The sequence below is a fragment of the Prevotella fusca JCM 17724 genome (genome assembly GCF_001262015.1).
Classification (GTDB): domain Bacteria; phylum Bacteroidota; class Bacteroidia; order Bacteroidales; family Bacteroidaceae; genus Prevotella; species Prevotella fusca.
Genome location: NZ_CP012075.1, coordinates 698,058 through 720,002, shown reverse-complemented (window position 1 = coordinate 720,002; position 21,945 = coordinate 698,058). Strand labels below are relative to the sequence as shown.

Here is a 21,945-nt window from a genome sequence, read left to right as displayed (position 1 = left end):
ATGAAACGATATATAATTTTGTTACTTTCGCTGTTGAGTGTTTGTGTCTTGCAGGCACAGCGTGTTCGGGTGGCTGCTCCGAAGCATGTGACTGTAGGTGAGGAGTTTCAAGTTGAGTACACTGTATATACACAGGATGTACGTAGATTTCAGTTGGGTAGATTGTCAAGTGGTCTTGAGAAAGTGTTTGGTCCTGCGACTTCTTCACAATCTAATTATCAATTTATTGATGGTCATGCGAGCAGCTCTTCTTCTGTATCTTTTACCTATGTCTTTTTAGCAACAAAGAAAGGAAATATAAGTATTGGGCCTGCACATATAATTGTAAATGATCAGGAACTTGCTTCGACACCTGTCAGGATTATGGTTTCTGGTAATACGAACAATTCTCGTACTTCATCAAATGGTGGTCGTTATGGCTCGCAAGGTGATCCTCGTGCGTCATCTACAACAATATCATCTAAGGACCTTTTTATCAAGGTCATTGCCAATAAGACAACCGTCTATGAACAAGAACCGGTATTGCTAACCTATAAAGTCTATACGACAAAGAATCTGCGTCAGCTGATGGGTAAGATGCCTGATCTGGCTGGTTTTCATGTACAGGAAATTGACTTGCCACAACAAAAGACTTTCCACAAAGAGCGTATTGGCAAGCGCATATATAATTGTGTGACCTGGAGCGAGTATGTAATGTATCCACAGATGACGGGAACCCTGAAAGTCCCGCCATTGACATTCCACGGCATTGTACAAGTATCAAACAGTTTCAATCCGTTTGAAGCCTTTGGTATTGATGGGGGAAGCACAAATCTCAAGAAAGATATTGTAGCGCCAGGCTTATCAGTCAAGGTGCTGCCATTGCCTAAACGACCGGCAGACTTCTCTGGTGGTGTAGGGCATTTTAATCTCTCAGCCCAGTTAAATAAGAAAGAGGTGAAGGCTGGTGACCCTATTAAAATCCGTGTTGTTGTCAGCGGAGCTGGTAACCTGAAGTTGATTAAGCAGCCTGTCATTCAGCTTCCTAAGGGTTTTGAAGCGCATGATGTCAAGGCAACTGACAAGACTCAGCTAACGACGAAGGGCGCAGAGGGTAACATGATTTTTGATCAGGTTGTAGTACCTCATCAAGAGGGACTTGTTTCCATTCCTCCTGTAAAGTTCTGCTATTATGATTTATCGCAGAAGAAATATATCACCCTTCAAACGACTCCTATGGAATTGAAAGTGTCAAGGGGTGACGGAACGACAAAAGATATTTTGTCTGTTGATTTACCGAATGAAGATATATTACCTTTGAAGACTGGTGAAAGGTCACTTGATAAGGTTGGTAACTTCTTCTTCGGTTCTGCAGTATACTATATCATTCTTATTTTACTTTTGGGTGCAGGTGGTTGTCTTTCTTTCTACTATCGTGATCGTTTTGCACACCATGTAGATATGGTTCTGAAACGAGGAAAGAATGCAAACCGTATAGCTTCCAGCCGTTTACATGCAGCTGAACTCTTGATGCTGAAGAAAAAGAACCTTGAGTTTTACGATGAGGTTCTGCAGACATTATGGGGCTATGCAAGTGATAAGCTGAATCTGCCTGTAGAGCAGTTGTCACGTGATAACATCAGTGAACAATTTAGTAAAATTAATGTGCCAATAGAAGTGATTGACAAGTATATTTCAGCTATTGATGAATGTGAATTTGAACGTTATGCTCCCGGAGACGAGAAAGGTAATATGAAGCGAACACTTGATGCTGCAATGAAGGCGATAGCTGATATGGAAGAAACAATTAAGGGTATGAAAACATCTTCCAAGAAATCATTTTCCCTCCTGTTTTTTATTATCTGTATGTCTGCATTTTCTTTGCAGCTGTCTGCACAGACAAAGGCTGATGTTGACAAGCTGTATCAGAAAGGGAATTACATGCAGGCTGTCAAGGGATATGAAAAGTTGTTGAAGCAAGGAGAGTCTGCTGCTTTGTATTATAATCTCGGCAACAGCTACTATCGTCTTGACAAAATCCCTCATGCCGTTCTTTCCTACGAGCGTGCACAACGCCTTGCTCCCAGTGACGAGGATATTCGCTTCAATCTTCAGTTGGCACAATCAAAGACGATTGACAATCTGACCCCAGAATCCGAAATGTTCTTTGTCACATGGTATAAGACATTGGTAAATTTCTTAAGTTCAGATTGGTGGGCATTTCTCAGCCTTGCCTGTCTGTTTCTTTCTCTTGTTGCTCTCTTGGGCTATCTTTTTGTTGAGATTGATGTTCTTCGAAAGTTATCGAAGGTGGTATTACCCGTTTTTTTCTTTTTCTTCCTTATCAATACATTCTTTGCGATACAGCAGGTTTACTTGCTGGATTCGGAAGACCATGGTATTATCATGTCATCATCTGCTATCGTCAGGAAGACGCCAGACCAGAAATCAGCAGAAGCCTTTATTCTCCATGAGGGTTCTAAGGTCAGAATAACAGATCATAGCATGAGCCACTGGACAGAGATACAGTTAAGTGACGGTCGTCAGGGGTGGGTTAAGGCAGAGAATATTGAAGCAATTTAAGTATTTGTCAGACAAATAGTTTCTCATTATAATAATCAAACGATGAATTTAGACGTTTTACGAGAACTTGATAAATCAATTCTGCTCGCTTTCAATGGAAGCGACAACCTCTTTGTTGATTATTTTGTTCTTACTTTGACTTCTGCTTACACGTGGATAGCCCTCTATGCGTCTTTACTTTACATGGTTATCAAAAACAATGAGAATTGGCAGAAGATTCTGCTTGTTGTCGGCGTTGTAGGATTGGGGCTGCTTATAGTCAATGGAGTTAACCTTGGTGTTGTCAAGCCGCTTGTAGCCCGACCACGTCCGTTGAATAACCCGGAGTTACAGGGACTTATCATGGCAACGAACCATTATATGGCTGATGGATACAGCTTTTTCTCATCCCATACCGCCAATTCCTTTGTGCTGGCAGTATTTTTCAGCTTATTAGTCCGTGACCGCATCTTCTCTGTCTTGATGATAGGTTGGAGCTTCATGGTTTCCTTCACGCGCCCTTATCTTGGGGTTCATTATCCTTCCGATGTGTTTTTCGGAATGATATTCGGTTCAACAGTCGCCGTTTTCATTTATTTTTTATACCTTCGCATCTATATTAGATGCAGCGACAAACTGCACTATATCTCCACAAGATACACGAGAACGGGATATAGTTTCGCTGACATAGATGTGGTTATCAGCGTACTTATATTGACTTTCATTTATGCGGCTTTCCGTGCCGTCTTATCTATATAAATAAAAAGTATGTCCAAAGATACAAAGCATATTTGCATTTCTGATTATAATTACTCTCTCCCCGATGAGCGTATCGCCAAGTTTCCTTTGGCTGAGCGCGACCAAAGCAAGCTGTTGCTCTATAAGCATGGTGAAGTGTCGGAGGACACATTCTATAATCTTCCCGAGCACCTGCCACTGGGAGCTTTGATGGTTTTTAATAACACGAAAGTTATACAGGCACGTATGCATTTCCGTAAGGAAACAGGTGCGCTCATAGAGGTGTTTCTTATGGAACCTGCAGAGCCGACAGACTATGAACTCATGTTCCAGACGAATCATGAATGTGCTTGGCTTTGTATGGTCGGCAACCTCAAGAAGTGGAAGGAAGGGACTTTGAAACGTGCATTTGAAATCAAAGGAAATAGGCTGACCCTTACTGCAACAATGAATCGCAGTAAGATGCAGGAGCAGGCTGGCGGTACCAATCACTGGATTAACTTTGAGTGGGATAATACGAACGTATCATTTGCTGAAATCCTCGAAGCTGTGGGAGAACTCCCAATTCCTCCTTATCTCAACCGTGCAACTGAGGAAAGCGACAAGAAAACCTATCAGACGGTTTATTCAAAAATCAAAGGTTCTGTGGCAGCTCCAACAGCTGGGCTTCACTTTACCGATAGGGTGTTGAAAGCCTTGGACGAACATGGGATTGACCGTGAGGAGCTGACTTTACATGTTGGTGCAGGAACTTTTAAGCCTGTGAAGAGCCGTGAGATAGAGGGGCACAGTATGCATACGGAGTTTATCGTTGTTCGTCGTCAGACCTTGGAGAAACTGCTGGCTCATGATTGCCGTGCGATTGCTGTGGGTACAACGAGTGTCAGAACATTGGAAAGCCTCTATTACATGGGTGTCAAACTTGTGTTGGACCCTGAAAGTACAGAGAAAGACCTTCATGTCAATCAGTGGGAGCCGTACGACTTGCCGCATAATGCAGATGGATTGGTAGAAGTGGATGGAAGAGTGATAACAGCGGAAGAATCTATCCGTCATCTGCTTGCCTATCTGGATAAAGACGGATTTGAAATGCTGCACTCAAGCACTCAGATTATCATAGCCCCAGGTTATTCCTACAAGATTATCAAGGCACTCGTAACTAATTTCCATCAGCCACAATCCACGCTGCTGCTTTTGGTGAGTGCGTTTGTAAAGGGCGGCAACTGGCATAAGATTTATGATTATGCACTTAGTCACGGATTCCGTTTCCTTAGCTATGGTGATTCTTCGTTGTTGATTCCATAATATTATTATTTCCTAAGTGTTGGAGAATTGAACTTCATATCTTGGAAAAAAATGATTGGGAATCAAGGTTCGATTCCTTATTAGGGAGGAAATGCAGTTGATTGATAAAACAATAGTGCATTCCCTCATAAACTTCAAGTATAGAAAAGATGAAAATAGGCGATAAAGTCAGATTTCTGAGCGATACCGGCGGTGGAGTCATTGCCGGTTTCAAAGGAAAGATAGTGTTGGTAGAAGATGAGGATGGTTTTCAGATTCCGACACCTGCCAACGAGATTGTTGTTGTTGAAGATGCTGCTACTGACCGTGCGAAGCTGCGTATCGACCAGCAACAGCGCAAGATGGAGAAAGGAGATGATAACCGCAGTATCAAGCAGCGTCTTACATCTGCAAATGCAGATGAGGAGGGTTTGGATGAGAACTGGCGTGATGTTGATGCCGAGATAGCCCCCGGTGATGATCCTTCCGTCAATTTTGAAGCTCCTGTCAGAGAGCGTGTCGGAGGTGATGAATTGTCGGTTTATCTTGCTTTTACGCCGACAGATATAAAAAATCTTACGACTACCCGCTTCAAGTCTTATCTTGTCAACGACTCTAATTATTACGTTCATTTCTCATACGCCTTAAAGCAGGAAGATAAATGGGTTTTGAAGGCTGCGGGCGAGTTAGAGCCGAATATGAAGCTGCTCATTGAAGATTTCACGCTTGCCGACCTCAACGAAATGCTGCATGGCTGCGTCCAGCTTCATGCCTATAAGAAAGACAAGCCTTTCATGCTCAAGCCCACTTGTGACATACAGGTGGACATCGATGCCGTGAAGTTCTACAGGCTCAATACTTTCCATGAGAGCGACTTCTTTGAACAGCCAGCGTTAATATATACGTTGATTGAGAAAGATAAAATGGTTCAACACCCGATGTTTGAACCTTTAACAAGGAAAGACGAGGACGAGCCCACAGAGAAGCTGAAGGTGGGCTATTCTTCCCCAAGCCGTCTTTCAGAAGAAGAGATTGACAAGAAGACAGACGAACTTGCCAGACGTTATAAAGTAGAACACAAGAAGCCTGCAAAGCAGATTCTCAAGGATGATAAGATTATCATTGATCTCCATGCCGATGAACTTCTTGAAACGACTGCTGGCATGTCTGCAGCAGATATTCTTGAATATCAACTGGATGTCTTCCGCCGCACGTTGGAGCAATATAAGGCTCATCGTGGCAAGAAACTTATCTTCATTCATGGAAAAGGTGAGGGTGTGTTGCGCCATGCCATCATACATGAGCTGAACTACAAGTATAAGCATTATCCTTATCAGGATGCTTCTTTCCGTGAATACGGCTATGGAGCCACACAGGTAACAATCAAATAAAAAAACGCAGTCTTATGAAACATGGACTTATAAAGGTTGCTGCAGCTATTCCTGCAGTAAAAGTAGCAGATACAAAATTCAATCTTGTAGAAACAGAGAAGCAGATTGCCATTGCCGAAGGCAAGGGCGTTGAGATTATCGTCTTCCCAGAGCTTTCTCTGACGGGCTATACTTGTCAGGACCTCTTCCAACAACAACTGCTGTTGGATGATGCCGAGCAGGCGGTCTTGTCCCTGCTTGATTTCACCCGTCAGCTTGATATTATTGCCATTGTCGGTGCACCAGTTGCCGTCGGACCATTGCTGCTGAATTGTGCGCTGGTCATCCAGCAGGGCAAGCTGTTGGGTATTGTCTCCAAGACATTTCTCCCGAATTACAGCGAGTTCTATGAGAAACGATGGTTTGCTTCCTCACAGGACCTGCGCCCTCAGCGTATTCACTTTGCCGGTCATCGTATTCTCGTAACGCCAGAGATGCAGATTTTCCGCACGTCACAGGGAGCAAAGTTTGCCATTGAAATCTGCGAGGATGTATGGGCGCCTACACCGCCAAGCAATCATCTTGCGCTGGCTGGTGCTGAGATTATCTTCAATCTCTCCACCAGTGACGAGCTTATCGGCAAGCATGCCTATCTGAAGTCACTCATTGCCCAGCAGAGCGCACGCACTATCAGCGGATACGTCTACAGCAGCAGTGGTTTTGGCGAGAGTACGCAGGATGTTGTCTATGGAGGTAATGCGCTGATATTTGAGAACGGCTCACTGATAGAACAGTCGGAGCGTTTCCAGCTTGACCCACAGCTGGTTATTTCAGAAATTGATGTGGAAAGATTACGTGGCGAACGTCGGACAAACAGTACCTTTGTCAATGCACAGCGTCCTGTTGCTGCAGGACTGGCAGGTATTACGGGGCAGATTGGCGAGTTGGGTATAAGGGTAGATTGTCTGCTGCCACTCAATCTTATGCGTGAGTTCACGCTGACACGCCATTTCGACCAGCATCCATTCATTCCCAAGACGGAGAACATGCAGGATGCCTGTGATGAAATCTTCAATATACAGGTCAGCGGATTGGCTAAAAGACTTGTTCATACCAACTGTAAGACTGCTATTATCGGTATCAGCGGTGGACTTGACTCCACACTTGCCCTGCTCGTTGTGACCAAGACTTTTGACAAGCTGGGACTCGACCGTAAGGGCATTGTAGGTGTCACCATGCCAGGGTTCGGCACCACTGACCGTACCTATAAGAATGCCATGACACTCATGGAGAATCTTGGAGTGACAATCCGTGAAATTGATATTACGGCTTCCGTATTGCAGCATTTCAAGGATATAGGTCACGATGCGAGTGTACATGACGCTACGTATGAGAATGCACAGGCTCGTGAACGCACGCAGATCCTGATGGATCTGAGTAATCAGCTGGGCGGACTTGTCATCGGTACGGGCGACCTCAGCGAGCTTGCGCTGGGCTGGTGTACCTATAACGGTGACCACATGAGCATGTATGCCGTGAATGCCAGTGTTCCGAAAACGCTTATACAGTATCTTGTAAGCTATGCTGCCGAGACTGCTGAAGATGAAACGGTACGCCAGACGTTGAACGACATCGTGGAGACACCTATCTCGCCAGAACTGAAGCCTGCTGACGACAAGGGGGATATTGCCCAGAAGACGGAAGACCTTGTCGGTCCATACGAGCTCCACGACTTCTTCCTCTATTATGTCCTGCGTTGCGGTTTCCGCCCATCGAAAATCTATTGGATGGCACAAAATGCTTTCCGTGGTGTCTATGCCGACGGAGTTATTCTTCATTGGATGCGCCTCTTCTTCCGCAGGTTCTTCTCGCAGCAGTTCAAGCGTTCGTGCCTGCCTGACGGTCCGAAGGTGGGCAGCGTGAGCCTCTCTCCACGTGGCGACTGGCGTATGCCTTCAGATGCGATGTCGACCAACTGGCTCAATGAGTTGGAAGAACTGTCATAATGCGGAAAATCATATTTTCAGTACTTCTGTCGATTCCTCTGTGTCTTCGTGCGCAGGGGAATCTGCCTTTGCTTCAGATGCCTGTGCTCGAACTCCTGCAGTATCAGGTTCAGAAGGGGAAGCGGGCTGTTGCGCCTTGTCTTTTCAGTAAGTATGGGCTTAGGCGGATACCGACAGAGTTTGTGGTTGATGGCTCTCGTCAGCTATGGGGATGGCATGTCAGTCCTAATACGGATTTTGACCAGTCAAAACAGCCTTTTTATCGGCTCTTTGCCAAGAAGGATAATTCAAGCCTTGCCATCATTGACGATAGGGGAGGGACGTTGCAGATTGTCTTCTGGAATAAGGGGTATTATCGTGCTTTTGTGTCTGGTCTTCAGTCGCATGGCTATCAGTTGCAGCAAGTCAGGCCAGCGAACAATGTTCTTCGTTTCCAGCGTGAGGGCAGTTCTGTTATTGCTGATGTGACGGTGTGGGCAGATATGTATGTCTTGGAGCTTCACAGCTGATGACGTGTCTTTTTTAGCTTCACAGCTGATGACGGTTTGTGTTGTTTTTCATTTCTTCCGCGGTCTTTCATTTTGACAATGCAAAGATAATCATTAATCTTCAAGATTGCAAGAAAGGGGTGTGTTAAAAAACGTTTTGTCGGTTGTAATCCGTTGCTCATAAGCATGTTACGTTATTATTGGCAGCCCTTCCCTACGCTGAGAACACTACTGTCATCATTTGTCTTTCCTATGCGTAGAAGCCCTTTCTAAGCCTGCTAAAAGCCATATCTGTACTATGTTCAGATATGCTTTGACTGGTGAGTAGATAGGCTGAAAAAACATCTTATAAGGCTCTGTTATCACACAAATCATAAATCACAAAATCATAATAAGGAATTCCAATGCAAAGAAAAGAGAATCCATATAATATAATACCTTATTAATAAATAATAATATATAATGTATTCTTTTATTAACGTGCTTTTTTAAAATAGTGGAATAAGTCTTAATGTGATTTGTGATTCGTGTGATTGTGATTTTATGGAAAGTCAAGTAAAGGCAGAATGTATGTTGAAATGTTTTGCAAAAAGTACGGGAGCTACGGTGTTGGTAAGTTTATATTTTTCATATATCCGAAGTTGTGGTATAAGCAATAATTTGTCATTGACATTTTTTTTCGCTTTAAGCCCTTTGTGGTATGGAAAAATGTTCGTATCTTTACACCTTGAAAAAGAATGAAAACGGCTCAGAGGAGAAATAAAGGCTATTGTGGGCAATTTTAGCCTTATGGGGAGGGGCTTGTTAGCATGATAGAATTTTATAACAGAAAAAATATATAATGGACGAAAATCAGACAATTGATCAAGACAGAATTATGAAGATCAACATCGAGGAGGAGATGAAAAGCTCCTACATCGACTATTCCATGTCGGTGATTGTGGCACGTGCCCTCCCAGATGTCCGTGACGGTTTCAAGCCTGTTCACCGCCGTATCCTCTTCGGTATGCGCGGTATCGGTAACTTTAGCAACCAGCCTTACAAGAAGTGCGCCCGCGTCGTCGGTGAGGTACTCGGTAAGTATCACCCACATGGTGACTCTTCAGTCTACGGTGCGCTCGTGCGTATGGGACAGGAGTGGAATATGCGCTACAAGCTGGTTGACGGGCAGGGAAACTTTGGTTCTGTCGATGGTGACTCTGCTGCTGCGATGCGTTACACGGAGTGCCGCCTCTCAAAGATGGGTGAGCACGTCATGGATGATATCGAGAAGGACACGGTTGACATGGTCAACAACTTCGACGATACGCTGCGTGAACCAGCCGTGATGCCTACGAAGATTCCTAACCTACTCGTGAATGGTGGTAACGGTATCGCCGTGGGTATGGCAACGAATATTCCTACGCACAACCTCGGTGAGGTTATTGATGGTTGCTGTGCTTATATCGATAATCCGGAGATCTCTACCGACGGATTGATGGAGTTTATTCCTGCTCCGGACTTCCCTACAGGTGCTTATATTTATGGGCTTCAGGGTGTCAAGGATGCTTACGAGACTGGTCGTGGTCGTGTTGTTATGCGTGCCAAGGCTGAGATTGAGAGCGATGAGAGCCATGACAAGATTGTCGTGACGGAAATTCCATATGGTGTCAACAAGCAGCAGCTTATCGAATATATTGCCGACCTTGTAAAGGAAGGCAAACTTGAGGGTATCTCAAATGTGAATGACGAGACTGGCCGTCAGGGTATGCGCATCGTCGTTGATGTGAAGCGTGATGCGAATGCGAATGTCATTTTGAACAAGCTCTTCAAGATGACAGCATTGCAGAGCTCGTTCTCTGTAAACTGTATCGCATTGGTTGCTGGTCGTCCACGGCTGTTGAGCCTTCGTGAGTGCATCAAGTACTTCGTTGAGCATCGCCATGATGTAACGATTCGCCGTGCTCAGTTTGACTTGAAGAAAGCGCAGGAACGTGCACACATCTTAGAGGCATTGATTAAGGCTTGTGACAATATCGACGAGGTTGTACGTATCATCCGTGCCAGCAAGACTCCTTCAGAGGCTCAGAAGAATCTCGAGAAGCGTTTTGATTTCGATGAGCTTCAGTCAAAGGCTATCGTTGATATGCGCCTGTCACAGCTTACAGGTCTGCGCCTCGATCAGTTGCATCAGGAGTTTGAGGAACTTATGCAGACAATCAAGGACCTGCAGGAGATTCTCAATAATCCAGAACGTTGCAAGGAGGTTATGAAGGAAGAACTGCAGGAGGTTAAGGAGAAGTATGGCGATGACCGCCGTACCGAGATTATCCCCGATGAGCATGAGTTCAATGCTGAGGACTTCTATCCTAATGACCCTGTTGTCATTACCATCAGCCACCTTGGCTACATCAAGCGTACCCCGCTTACTGACTTCAAGGAGCAGGCTCGCGGTGGTGTCGGTTCTAAGGGAGCCCGCACACGTGAAAAGGACTTCACCGAATATATCTATCCGGCTACAATGCACCAGACGATGCTGTTCTTCACCCGTAAGGGACGTTGCTACTGGATGAAGTGTTATGACATCCCGGAGGGGGATAAGAACTCAAAGGGACGTGCCATCCAGAATATGCTCTCACTTGAGCCGGGCGACTCTGTAAATGCTTTCCTGCGCATCCGTGGTCTTGACAATGATGAGTTCCTCGATTCGCACTACGTGGTGTTTGCTACAAAGCAGGGTATCGTTAAGAAGACTTCCCTCCGTGCCTACTCACGTCCTCGTACAAACGGTGTGATAGCCATCAATATCAATGAAGGCGATGAGGTTGTAGACGTTCGTCTGACGAATGGCAAGAACGAGCTGATTATTGCTGACCGCAATGGTCGTGCATGCCGCTTTGACGAGTCAAATATCCGTACAATGGGACGTGTCTCAACAGGTGTACGTGGTATGCGTCTGGACGATGATGGTCAGGATGAGGTTATCGGAATGATTGTTGTCAACGACCCTGTCAATGAGACGGTTATGGTCGTGTCGGAAGAAGGCTATGGCAAACGCTCACAGGTTGAGGATTACCGATTGACCAACCGTGGCGGAAAGGGTGTAAAGACACTGAATGTTACGGACAAGACGGGTAAGCTCGTTGCCATCAAGAACGTTACCGATGAGAACGACCTGATGATTATCAATAAGAGTGGTATCGTCATTCGTATGTCCGTTGCCGAGTGCCGTGTCATGGGGCGTGCAACACAGGGTGTCCGACTGATTAACCTCGCCAAGAAGAATGATGTCATTGCATCTGTCTGCAAGGTGATGAGCTCTGAAATGGAGTCGCAGGTTGAGGAAGAAAGCCGTGAGCAGTGGGCAAAGACGAATGGGGAAATCAAGAACGACAGAACCGCAGTAACGGAGGAATCCGTTGACGATGCTGATAAGGATTCTGATACGGCTCCGGCAGATTTCGATTAATCTTTTGCGGGCATTTTAAGTCTAAGGAAGATATGAAGTTTCAGAAGTCAGGGAGTGAAGGTATGACTTTATTCACATATACGGGCAGTTTTTGGCTTGACTTCCCAGACTCCATAATTTCCACTCATCAATAAAGAGAAAAGAATTCAAACCTTTTAAAATGATAACTGAAATGAAAAAGTTAATGATCGCAGCATTGATGTTACTAAGTACATCTGCTGCATTCGCTGGCGACAGCGAGCCACTGAAGGCAATCCTGAAGGCGCAGACCTATGCTGAGGCAGCAGACCTCCTGAAGGCAAACCTCGCACAGCTTACTGACAATGCTGAAAAGGCAAAGGCTTACGACAAGCTCTATCAACTTGCTATGAAGAAGGTAAGCGCAGAGCAGGGTGTCCAGCTTGAGAACCAGACAAACCAGCAGATGGGTAAGGATGGCAATAAGCCTGTGGACGAGAAAGGTCTCTATGAGGCTGTAGGTCAGGCTTTCGATGCTGCTGCAGAGATTGTCAAGTATGACAACATGCCTAACGCCAAGGGTAAGATTAAGCCAAAGTACACAGGTCTTGCTGACCAGCTTTATCCACTTCGTGGACAGCTCATCAACGGCGGTATCTTCTACCAGGGTGCCAAGGATGATGCCAATGCCTACAAGTATCTTTCTCGTTATGTTGATTCTGCTGACGATCCGATGTTTGCTAAGTTTGACAAGTCCAAGGATGATAACCTGAATGAGATTGCTTATTTCGCAACTTACTATGCTTATCAGAACAAGGAGTATCAGAAGGCTGAAAAGTACGTTTCATACGCAATGAAGAGTAAGGAACGTGCAAAGGATGCTCAGCAGTTGCAGCTGGCTATTCTGGGTGCACAGCTCAAGACTCGCCAGGACTCTGTAAGCTATGCTGAGAAACTTGCAGGTATTTATGCACAGGATCCGGAGAATGACGCCGTGCTGACCACGCTGACTTCAATCTACAGCTCACTTGGTATGCAGGACAAGGCTGAGGAAATTGTAAATGCAGCCTTGGCAAAGAATCCTAACAGCTATGGAGCATTGGTAATGCTCGGTCAGTTTGCAAGCCAGAAGAAGGAGTATGAGAAAGCTGCTGATTACCTTTCAAAGGCTTTGGCTCTGGCAAAGGATGACAATGCAAAGATTGCTATCAATGCCTCAATCGGTCAGTGCTGGTTCTACAAGGCGCAGGAGCGTGTGGCAGCTGTAAAGGGTGTGTTGTCACCAGCTGCGCGTGCACAGTTCAACGATGTTTATAACAAGGCTATTTCTTACCTTGAGACAGCAAAGGGTCTTGATGTTATGAAAGAGCAGAAGGCAGCATGGGCTTATCCTCTTTACGGATGCTACTATTTCGTAAAGGGTGTACAGGCTCCTGAGACACTTGCTGCAGCAGCAGATGCTGGTATTCAGCAGTAAATCTTCTTAATATAGCCCCTCTTGTATGACAATGTCTTTAGTCAAGTCATATAAGGGGGGATTTTGTTTTACTAAATTGTTGTTGATGAAACGATTACTGATACTGGTTATTTCAGCTTTCATAAGTTGGGATGTTGCTGAGGCACAGGATGTACATAAGCAGGCTGAATCTTTTGACCGCCTTGCCAAAGAGGCTTTTACCCGTGTAGAGAAACGTTCGGATAGGGACTCTGTAGCCATCTTCAAATCTGTTGTTGATGGAGTGGAGTATTCATTGAAATGTGATGAGTTTGACAGAATGCCTAACCGAAAGGGAAAAGTTAATCTTAAATTTGAGGAGGAAAACAGGAAACGTCTTGCGTTTCTGCACCCGATGCTGATAGATGCGGGTAAATATTTCAGTAAAGGAAATTATACGAGACAAGAAGGGCTGGATGCCTTGAAACTGTATCTGAAAGCCCGTAAATCATCGCTGGTGAAAGATAATGTAGACGAGTCGGGTGTAGCAGCTTACTATATTGCTTATTATTACTTGAAAGCACGTGACTTGCAGAAAGCCGATGAATATGCTGATATAGCAATGCGGTATGATGAATCGGCACAGGCAGCAGCTGAAATCAAGGCTCAGTGTATGTATGGTAAGATGGTGAATGAGGAGGATTCATTACGCTATCTGTCAGTGATACAACGACTTTACCGCACTGACCCTACGAATGAGACTTACTTCTCGTGGATTATGAAATTCTATCAGAATCCTACACGTAAGTTCAATATCGAGGATTTTATAGATAGAATACTGGAAGAAAACACAAATTCCACAGTGCCATGGATATTGAAGGGAGAAATAGCTATGCACGCAGAGAGATGGGAAGAAGCTATTGATGCCTATAAGCAGGCTGACGAGATTGACCCGAGCAGCATTCCTGTCGCCTATAACATTGGTGTGTGTTTGAATACCTTGGGAATGGCTGCACGTGATGCTGTTGCTGCACGTAGAAAGAATAAGGAAACCGTATCTGACGATGAATATATGAGGTATTTTGCTGAAGCGCGTACTTATCTGGAACGTGTGAGGGCAAGGGATCCACGTAGAAACAGGGTCGATTGGGTAGGTCCTCTCTATTTGGATTACACGATATTGAATGACAAAGTAAAGGCTGAAGAACTTGAACCTCTTGTAACAGAATTTAAAAAGTGAAGTCTATAAAGTTTTTTTTAATCTGCATTTGTCTGCTGTCCTCTCTCTCTGGCTTTGCGCAGAAGAAGCAGTTACAGGCTGTGCGTGATCAGATTAAGGCGGGGAAAGAGCTTGCGAGGGCAGAGAATACGCTCCGTGGGCTGCTTGTGGACTCTGTATCCAGGAAGAACAGCAAGATATGGCTTCTACTCTGCGATGCGTTGGTAAAGCAGTATGAGCAGGGAAACGAAAAACTATATCTAAAGCAGAAGTATGATACGGCTGCTTTCTTTTCGGTTACAAGAAGACTGTGTGATACGATGTCACGTTTTGATTCACTCGAAGCCCAGCCGGATGCGAAGGGTAGGGTACGTCCAAAGTATAGAGTCAAGCATGCAGCTTTTCTGAATTCAATACGCCCCAATCTTTTCAATGGCGGTGCATATTTTGTTCATAGAAAAGACTATCAGACAGCTTTTGATTATTATAGCGATTACCTGCAGTCGGTCAGTTATCCTCTCTTCACAGGGTATGATTATATGCAGCACGATGCCCTGATTCCGCATGCGGCTTATTGGGCAATGTTCTGTGGATATAAGCTCAGCGATGCTGATAGAATTATGCGCTTCAAGGATTTGGCAGAGCGTGATACGTCAATGCTTAATTTTGTAAGACAGTATGAAGCAGAGGCTTATCTGGTGAAGAAAGATACTGCAATGTATGTGAAATCGTTGCAGGCAGGCTTTGAGCAATACCCGAATTTTGCTTTCTTCTTTCCCCGTCTGGTGGAGTATTACGCCAGGAAGAGTGAACATGAGAAAGCATTGGGGATAACAGAGCGAGCCTTGAAAGCTGACTCAACGAGTCTTTTGTTTCGTTTTGCCAAAAGCACTGCTTTATTGAATCTTGGCAGATATGGTGAATGTATCCAGCTTTGTACTCAGTTGATTAAAGAGAATGATTCTTTTGCGGATGCCTATTATAATATTGGTCTTGCTTATTTCAATCAGGCGATAGAACTAAACAAGGACAGGCAGAAGTACCGCTCAAATAGGGAAAAGATAATCACATTGTATCAGCGTTCCAAGCCTTATATGGAGAAGTACAGAGAGCTTGCGCCAGAAGCTAAGAGTAAATGGTTAGCTCCTTTGTACACTATTTATCTCAATTTGAATATGGGCAAGGAGTTTGATGAAATTGACAGGATAAGAAAGGAAAAGTAAATATGCGTAATGATGTTCTTGATAAACTTGGCATAACACTCAATGCTATGCAGGAGGCTACGGCTGATGCTGTGCTGCATACAGGTAAAGATGTTGTAGTGATGTCGCCGACAGGCTCGGGTAAGACCTATGCTTACCTTCTGCCGCTGATACAACGGTTGGATGCTTCCTCTGATGATTTGCAGGCAGTTGTATTGGTGCCTGGACGTGAGCTGGCACTGCAGTCTGCCAATGTTCTCAAGGATATGGGTAGTGGCTTACGTTCCATGCCACTGTATGGTGGTCGTCCTACAATGGAAGAGCATCGTGTACTTCGGGATGTAAAGCCACAGATAGTCTTTGCCACTCCTGGTCGTTTGAATGATCATCTTGATAAGTCGAATGTCAATGCAGAAACGGTCAAGTGGCTTGTGATAGATGAGTTCGACAAGTGTCTGGAATTTGGTTTTCAAGATGAAATGATGAGTGTTCTCTGTAAACTGCCTAATATAGAAAGAAGAATCCTGCTGTCGGCTACAGAATCGGAGTCTATTCCGAATTTTGTATCTATGGGTAGAACCGTTCATTTGGATTACCGTACAGATGAAGAGAACATTCCCGACCGCATCCGTCTCTATACGGTTATAAGTCCGGAAAAGGACAAACTTGAAGTGCTGAAGAACCTTTTACTCTCTTTGGGTGACAAGAGCAGTATCGTGTTCTTGAATTATCGTGATTCTGTAGAGCGTACAGCCTTGTTCTTGAAAGAGAATGGCTTTGCTCTTAGTTGGTTCCATGGTGGTTTGGAACAGCGTGAGCGTGAGGCTGCCCTTTATCGCTTCTCAAACGGCTCAGCACCGATACTCGTCAGTACCGACCTGGCTTCACGTGGATTGGATATTCCTGATGTTGACAACATCATTCACTACCATCTGCCTGAAACAGAAGACAGCTATGTGCATAGGGTAGGGCGTACAGCACGATGGGACAAGGAGGGAAGAACATTCTTTGTACTTGGTCCTGGAGAATACCTGCCGGAATATGTCAGCAATGAACACGAAGAATATCAGATTCCAGCCTCTTTGCCGAAGCCTGCGCAGCCTCGTATGGCAACAATATATATTGGCAAGGGAAAGAAAGATAAGATTTCCAAAATGGACATCGTTGGTTTCCTTTGTAAAAAGGGTGGGTTGAAGTCCTCCGAGATTGGAAAGATTGATGTCAAGGACCGTTTTACTTATGTTGCGGTATCACGCACAAAGATAAAAGAAATAATTTCACTGACTAAAGGCGAAAAAATCAAGGGTATTCGTACCGTTGTGGAAGAGGTTAGGTGACACTATAGACAAAGTGTCACCCCTTACCTTGTTGTGTCCGTTCACATGTATAGAAATTGCTTGTTTTTGTCATGTAAAAATTATGTGATTTTATTTGGAGGTATAAAAATAAAAGTGTATCTTCGCACCGTAGACCATAGAAAGATCTAACAGCATTTAATACTGATAATTACTATAAAACATAAGTCGAACTTAAACTAAACAATCAGATGAAAAAGTACAATTTTGGTGCTGGACCATGTATCCTTCCACGCGAAGTAATCGAAAAAACAGCAAGTGCGATTTTAGATTTTAACGGGATTGGTCTCTCAATTGCAGAAATCAGCCACCGTTCAAAGGATTTCCAACCGGTTATGGATGAAGCAATGGCTTTGGTAAAGGAAGTGTTAAATGTTCCTGAAGGCTATTCTGTGCTTTTCTTGGGTGGTGGTGCATCACTTGAGTTCTGCATGATTCCTTTCAACTTCTTGGTAAAGAAGGCTGGTTATTTGAATACTGGTGTTTGGGCAAAGAAGGCAATAAAGGAAGCTAAGTTGTTTGGAGAAGTTGTTGAGGTTGCTTCATCAGCAGATGAAAACTATACATATCTTCCAAAGAACTTCGACGTTCCTACAGATTTGGATTACTTGCACATAACTACCAATAACACAATTTATGGTACAGAGTACCACAAAGACTTGGACGTACCAGTTCGTATGATTGCTGATATGTCTTCAGATATCTTCAGCCGCCCGGTAGATGTCTCTAAGTACGACTGTATCTATGGTGGTGCACAGAAGAACCTCTCTATGGCAGGTGTTACATTCATCATCATTAAGGATGAAGTCCTTGGTCGTGTACAGCGTGAAATCCCAACAATGCTGGATTATCGTACACATATCAAGAAGGGTTCTATGTTCAATACTCCTCCTGTAGTGCCAGTCTACACAGCTTTGGAGAATCTTCGTTGGATCAAGGCTAATGGCGGCGTAGTAGCAATGGAGAAACTTGCTAAGGAACGTGCTGATATTGTTTATGGTGAAATTGATCGCAATAAGTTGTTCCGTGGTACAGTTAAGTGTGAGGAGGATCGTTCTTACATGAATATCTGCTTCGTTCTCAACGATGAGTATGCTGAACTTCAGGATGAGTTCTTTAAGTTTGCTACAGAAAGAGGTATGGTTGGTATCAAGGGTCACCGTGACGTTGGTGGTTTCCGTGCAAGCTGCTACAATGCAATGACAGTTGAAGGCTGCAAGGCTCTTGTTGAAACAATGAAGGAATTCGAAGCTAAGCATTAAATTAACAATGATTAGACTTGGCAGTGATAATCATACCATTGCTAAGTCTAAACGATAACTTTACTATATCTAACCAAAACATTAAGGCTATGAAGGTTTTAATTGCAACTGAAAAACCATTTGCACCAGCTGCTGTGCAAGGTATTACGACAGAACTTAAAGGTGCAGGACATGAAGTCGTTCTGCTTGAGAAATACACAGAAACTGCCGAATTGCTTGAGGCTGTGAAAGACGCCGATGCAATGATAGTACGCTCTGATAAGGTTACACCTGAAGTACTTGATGCTGCCAAACAGTTGAAGATTGTTGTTCGTGCAGGTGCTGGTTACGACTCTATCGACACAGCCTATGCAAAGGGAAAGAACGTTGTTGTAGAAAATACTCCTGGTCAGAACTCCAATGCCGTTGCTGAACTTGTATTCGGTATGTTGGTATATGCAGTACGTAATTTCTATAATGGCAAGGCTGGTACGGAATTGATGGGTAAGAAACTTGGTATTCTTGCTTTTGGAAATGTTGGTAGAAATGTTGCACGCATCGCAAAGGGCTTTGGCATGGAAGTATATGCGTACGATGCATTCTGCCCGGCGGAAGCTATCGAGGCTGCTGGCGTTCATGCTTGCAAGACGCAGGATGAGTTGTTCCAGAGTTGTGATGTGCTGTCACTTCACATCCCGGCAACCCCACAGACAGTAAAGAGTATTGATTACCGTGTGGTTAATCAGCTTCCAAAGAAGGCTATTCTCGTGAATACAGCTCGTAAGGAGGTTATCAATGAGGAAGAATTGTTGAAGTTGATGGCTGAGCGTGAGGACTTGAAGTTCGTTACCGACATCAAGCCTGATGCTGATGAGGAGTTCAAGAAGTTTGAAGGTCGCTACTTCTCCACACCGAAGAAGATGGGTGCTCAGACTGCTGAAGCCAATACAAATGCTGGTATAGCAGCTGCAAAGCAGATTAATGCTTTCTTTGCAACTGGTGATACAACATTCCAGGTAAATAAATAAATTATTAGTACATTAGGGTTGATTGACTTAATCTTCAATGAGAGATTGTGGCAGTCAGCCCTTTTCTGATTTTAAAAATATACACTATGGCTGTAATCAAACCTTTTAAAGGTATCCGCCCTCCGAAGGACTTAGTTGAATCTGTTGCCAGTCGTCCATACGATGTCTTGGATTCTGAAGAGGCTCGTGTTGAGGCTGGTGATAATGAAAAGAGTTTATATCATATTATCAAGCCGGAAATCAACTTTGAAGTTGGTACAAGTGAATATGACCCAAGAGCATACAACAGTGCTGTTGAGCAGTTCCAGATGTTCCAGGACAAGGGGTGGTTAGTACAGGATGATAAAGAGCATTACTATATCTATGCGCAGACGATGAACGGTAAGACGCAGTATGGTCTTGTTGTTGGAGCTTATGTTGATGACTATTTGAAGGGTAATATCAAGAAGCATGAACTGACACGTAGAGATAAGGAAGAGGATCGCATGAAGCATGTGCGCATCTGCAATGCCAATGTTGAGCCAGTATTCTTTGCTTATCCAGACAACAAGGTGCTGGATACGTTGCTGACACGTTATGCCGCAACTAAGCCAGAATATGACTTTGTAGCACCTGATGATGGATTCAGACATCAGTTCTGGGTTATCACAGATGAAGCTGACATCAAGACTGTGACTGAAGAATTCAAGAAGATGCCAAGCCTTTACATTGCTGATGGTCACCATCGTTCTGCTGCGGCTGCTCTGGTAGGTGCTGAGAAAGCCAAGAACAATCCAAACCACAAGGGTGATGAGGAGTATAATTACTTCATGGCAGTATGTTTCCAGGCAAGTCAATTGACGATTCTCGACTATAACCGTGTTGTTAAGGACTTAAATGGCATGGAAGTTGCAGAGTTCTTGAAGGCTTTGGAGAAGAACTTCACTGTTGAGTTGAAAGGTCAGAATGAATATCGTCCAACGAAGCTGCATGAATTCTCAATGTATCTTGATGGCAACTGGTATAGCCTGGTTGCTAAGCCTGGAACATACGATGATAATGATCCGATTGGTGTTCTTGATGTTGACATCTCAAGCCGACTGATTCTGGACGAACTGATGGGTATAAAGGATCTCCGTTCTGACAAGCGCATTGACTTCGTTGGTGGTCTGCGTGGTCTTGGAGAGTTGAAGCGTCGTGTTGACAGTGGTGAGATGCGTTGGGCATTAGCACTCTATCCTGTATCTATGCAGCAGATTATGGACATTGCTGATAGTGGTAAGATTATGCCACCTAAGGCAACATGGTTTGAGCCTAAACTACGTTCTGGTCTTGTAATCCATAAGCTGGATTGATACAAGATTAATGTTTTTTGAATGGATAGCGATAAATACAAAACAATAAAAGAGAAGACAATTAGCGAGGGATATTACTCTGAAAAGCGGAGTAAGTTCCTCGCTTTTGTGCATCATGTTGACTCTGTAGAAGAGGCTTTGGAAATCGTAAAGGAGTACAGGAAGAAGTATTATGATGCACGCCATTGCTGCTATGCCTATAGAGTAGGTTTTGAAGGAACGGAATTTCGTGCAAATGATGACGGGGAGCCTTCCTCAACAGCAGGTAAGCCGATTCTCGGACAGATTGACAGTAATGGCTTGACAAACACGCTTGTTTGTGTTATTCGCTATTATGGAGGTATAAACCTTGGTTCTGGCGGTTTGATTGTTGCTTATCGTGAAGCAGCTGCAGATGCTTTAGCAAACAGTGTTATAGAGGAAAAGTTCATAGAAGAAGAAATAAAATATACATTTACTTACCCAATGATGAATGATGTTATGCGGATAATAAAGGAAATGAATCCTCGCATCATTGATCAAGAATTTGACAACACCTGTGAAATAACCCTTTCCATAAGGAAGAGTCTGGCAGAAGAACTGCGTACTCGCTTGAAGAAGTTGTCATTTGATTAATCGCTGATCTTTCCCACTTGTGGTATTCGCCATCCCGTGCATATCGTATTAAGCATATATGCTCTGGAATCGTTGGTTTAATATGGGGTCAAAAAATGACTCTATCCGCTTTTGTGGATTTTTCCGTCAGCAGATTTACGATAGCTATCGTCTTCTCCATGTCCGTATTGTCCCTGTAATGTTAGCCATCGTTCCGAAGATGTCAATCATCAGGTGTTCAGGCAGGACACCCAACAGCCTTTCCATTATTGAGAGGATTCTTTTTCCGTAAGGTTATCATAAGTAGCGATTCTCTTTTTTGTCGGAATAAGTCGCCCATGGTGTCGCCAACGATGTAGCATTGGATGCCTGGCTGTTTCCCAGCATTATACTTGCGGACTATCGCACGGAAGCGGCAGGTCATACTTAACAGGACGATAAACCTGTTCATCTCACCACGGTTCATGAGAAGGTAGTAGCAGTTCTTTCCTGTTTCGAGAAGGTCATAGTTCTACAAACGTTTTATTCTCATACCGACCAATGTTTGTAAACTATTTTCATGCAGCTCAAAGCCAATACATGGTCTCTTGGCTTCTAAAAGACGCCCAATTGACTTGCAATAGATGCCCTTTTGAGGTCTAACTGACGCCCTTTTGAAGTCCAATTAAGCACCTTTTCTTGTACTACCTTATAACTGACTGATT

The 21,945-nt window shown here is 44.1% G+C and carries 16 protein-coding genes; 15 read left to right on the top strand and 1 reads right to left on the bottom strand.

Annotation, left to right across the window (positions count from 1 at the left end):
• The 15 genes from ADJ77_RS10200 to ADJ77_RS10130 all read left to right on the top strand — a co-directional run bounded on the left by ADJ77_RS10200 (position 1) and on the right by ADJ77_RS10130 (position 21,262).
• The gene (locus ADJ77_RS10200; RefSeq protein ID WP_025078168.1) at positions 1-2,562 is read left to right on the top strand and encodes a BatD family protein; all 2,562 of its coding nucleotides are present in this window, start codon (positions 1-3) and stop codon (positions 2,560-2,562) included.
• A 42-nt stretch (positions 2,563-2,604) separates the two neighbouring features.
• Positions 2,605-3,300 (top strand): phosphatase PAP2 family protein, encoded by a 696-nt coding sequence (locus ADJ77_RS10195; protein WP_025078169.1) that lies wholly within the window; start codon positions 2,605-2,607, stop codon positions 3,298-3,300.
• Positions 3,301-3,309: 9 nt separating this feature from the next.
• Positions 3,310-4,584, top strand: a complete 1,275-nt coding sequence (locus tag ADJ77_RS10190) for an S-adenosylmethionine:tRNA ribosyltransferase-isomerase (RefSeq protein WP_025078170.1) — start codon at positions 3,310-3,312, stop codon at positions 4,582-4,584.
• Between the two features lie 149 nt (positions 4,585-4,733).
• Positions 4,734-5,954, top strand: a complete 1,221-nt coding sequence (locus ADJ77_RS10185; RefSeq protein ID WP_025078171.1) for a DUF2027 domain-containing protein — start codon at positions 4,734-4,736, stop codon at positions 5,952-5,954.
• 14 nt (positions 5,955-5,968) lie between these two features.
• Complete coding sequence (locus ADJ77_RS10180; RefSeq protein ID WP_025078172.1) at positions 5,969-7,939, top strand: NAD(+) synthase; 1,971 nt, start codon at positions 5,969-5,971, stop codon at positions 7,937-7,939.
• Positions 7,939-8,448 carry a hypothetical protein gene (locus ADJ77_RS10175; protein ID WP_025078173.1) on the top strand — a complete coding sequence of 170 codons (510 nt, stop codon included), beginning with the start codon at positions 7,939-7,941 and terminating at the stop codon, positions 8,446-8,448. The genes ADJ77_RS10180 and ADJ77_RS10175 overlap by 1 nt, the downstream gene beginning before the upstream one ends.
• Before the next feature lie 820 nt (positions 8,449-9,268).
• A complete protein-coding gene (gene gyrA / locus ADJ77_RS10170; RefSeq protein WP_050696374.1) occupies positions 9,269-11,875 on the top strand; it encodes a DNA gyrase subunit A in 2,607 nt (868 codons plus the stop codon).
• A gap of 172 nt (positions 11,876-12,047) precedes the next feature.
• Positions 12,048-13,310, top strand: a complete 1,263-nt coding sequence (locus tag ADJ77_RS10165; protein ID WP_025078174.1) for a tetratricopeptide repeat protein — start codon at positions 12,048-12,050, stop codon at positions 13,308-13,310.
• An 85-nt stretch (positions 13,311-13,395) separates the two neighbouring features.
• Complete coding sequence (locus tag ADJ77_RS10160; protein WP_025078175.1) at positions 13,396-14,508, top strand: tetratricopeptide repeat protein; 1,113 nt, start codon at positions 13,396-13,398, stop codon at positions 14,506-14,508.
• Entirely contained in the window at positions 14,505-15,710 is a 1,206-nt protein-coding gene (locus ADJ77_RS10155) for a tetratricopeptide repeat protein (RefSeq protein ID WP_025078176.1), read from the top strand. Before ADJ77_RS10160 ends, ADJ77_RS10155 begins: the two co-directional genes overlap by 4 nt.
• Positions 15,711-15,712: 2 nt before the next feature.
• A complete protein-coding gene (locus ADJ77_RS10150) occupies positions 15,713-17,026 on the top strand; it encodes a DEAD/DEAH box helicase (protein WP_025078177.1) in 1,314 nt (437 codons plus the stop codon).
• Between the two features lie 209 nt (positions 17,027-17,235).
• Positions 17,236-18,306, top strand: a complete 1,071-nt coding sequence (serC, locus tag ADJ77_RS10145; protein ID WP_025078178.1) for a 3-phosphoserine/phosphohydroxythreonine transaminase — start codon at positions 17,236-17,238, stop codon at positions 18,304-18,306.
• Between the two features lie 89 nt (positions 18,307-18,395).
• Positions 18,396-19,313, top strand: coding sequence for an NAD(P)-dependent oxidoreductase (locus ADJ77_RS10140; RefSeq protein ID WP_025078179.1), 918 nt, complete (start codon positions 18,396-18,398; stop codon positions 19,311-19,313).
• 86 nt (positions 19,314-19,399) lie between these two features.
• On the top strand, positions 19,400-20,647 hold the full coding sequence (locus ADJ77_RS10135) for a DUF1015 domain-containing protein (protein ID WP_050696373.1): 1,248 nt from the start codon (positions 19,400-19,402) through the stop codon (positions 20,645-20,647).
• Positions 20,648-20,668: 21 nt separating this feature from the next.
• Positions 20,669-21,262: an IMPACT family protein gene (locus ADJ77_RS10130; RefSeq protein WP_025078180.1), complete on the top strand. Its 594-nt coding sequence runs from the start codon at positions 20,669-20,671 to the stop codon at positions 21,260-21,262.
• Between the two features lie 217 nt (positions 21,263-21,479).
• Here ADJ77_RS10130 and ADJ77_RS13855 read toward each other — a convergent pair whose 3' ends face one another.
• A complete protein-coding gene (locus tag ADJ77_RS13855) occupies positions 21,480-21,707 on the bottom strand; it encodes a hypothetical protein (RefSeq protein WP_042740910.1) in 228 nt (75 codons plus the stop codon).
• Positions 21,708-21,945: the final 238 nt, after the last annotated feature.

Coding starts and splice junctions, on each gene's coding strand:
- serC (WP_025078178.1), top strand. CDS start 17,236: ATGAAAAAGTACAATTTTGGTGCTGGACCATGTATCCTTCCACGCGAA.
- ADJ77_RS10160 (WP_025078175.1), top strand. CDS start 13,396: ATGAAACGATTACTGATACTGGTTATTTCAGCTTTCATAAGTTGGGAT.
- ADJ77_RS10200 (WP_025078168.1), top strand. CDS start 1: ATGAAACGATATATAATTTTGTTACTTTCGCTGTTGAGTGTTTGTGTC.
- ADJ77_RS10175 (WP_025078173.1), top strand. CDS start 7,939: ATGCGGAAAATCATATTTTCAGTACTTCTGTCGATTCCTCTGTGTCTT.
- ADJ77_RS10150 (WP_025078177.1), top strand. CDS start 15,713: ATGCGTAATGATGTTCTTGATAAACTTGGCATAACACTCAATGCTATG.
- gyrA (WP_050696374.1), top strand. CDS start 9,269: ATGGACGAAAATCAGACAATTGATCAAGACAGAATTATGAAGATCAAC.
- ADJ77_RS10130 (WP_025078180.1), top strand. CDS start 20,669: ATGGATAGCGATAAATACAAAACAATAAAAGAGAAGACAATTAGCGAG.
- ADJ77_RS10190 (WP_025078170.1), top strand. CDS start 3,310: ATGTCCAAAGATACAAAGCATATTTGCATTTCTGATTATAATTACTCT.
- ADJ77_RS10185 (WP_025078171.1), top strand. CDS start 4,734: ATGAAAATAGGCGATAAAGTCAGATTTCTGAGCGATACCGGCGGTGGA.
- ADJ77_RS10140 (WP_025078179.1), top strand. CDS start 18,396: ATGAAGGTTTTAATTGCAACTGAAAAACCATTTGCACCAGCTGCTGTG.
- ADJ77_RS10165 (WP_025078174.1), top strand. CDS start 12,048: ATGAAAAAGTTAATGATCGCAGCATTGATGTTACTAAGTACATCTGCT.
- ADJ77_RS10195 (WP_025078169.1), top strand. CDS start 2,605: ATGAATTTAGACGTTTTACGAGAACTTGATAAATCAATTCTGCTCGCT.
- ADJ77_RS10180 (WP_025078172.1), top strand. CDS start 5,969: ATGAAACATGGACTTATAAAGGTTGCTGCAGCTATTCCTGCAGTAAAA.
- ADJ77_RS10135 (WP_050696373.1), top strand. CDS start 19,400: ATGGCTGTAATCAAACCTTTTAAAGGTATCCGCCCTCCGAAGGACTTA.
- ADJ77_RS13855 (WP_042740910.1), bottom strand. CDS start 21,707: ATGAACCGTGGTGAGATGAACAGGTTTATCGTCCTGTTAAGTATGACC.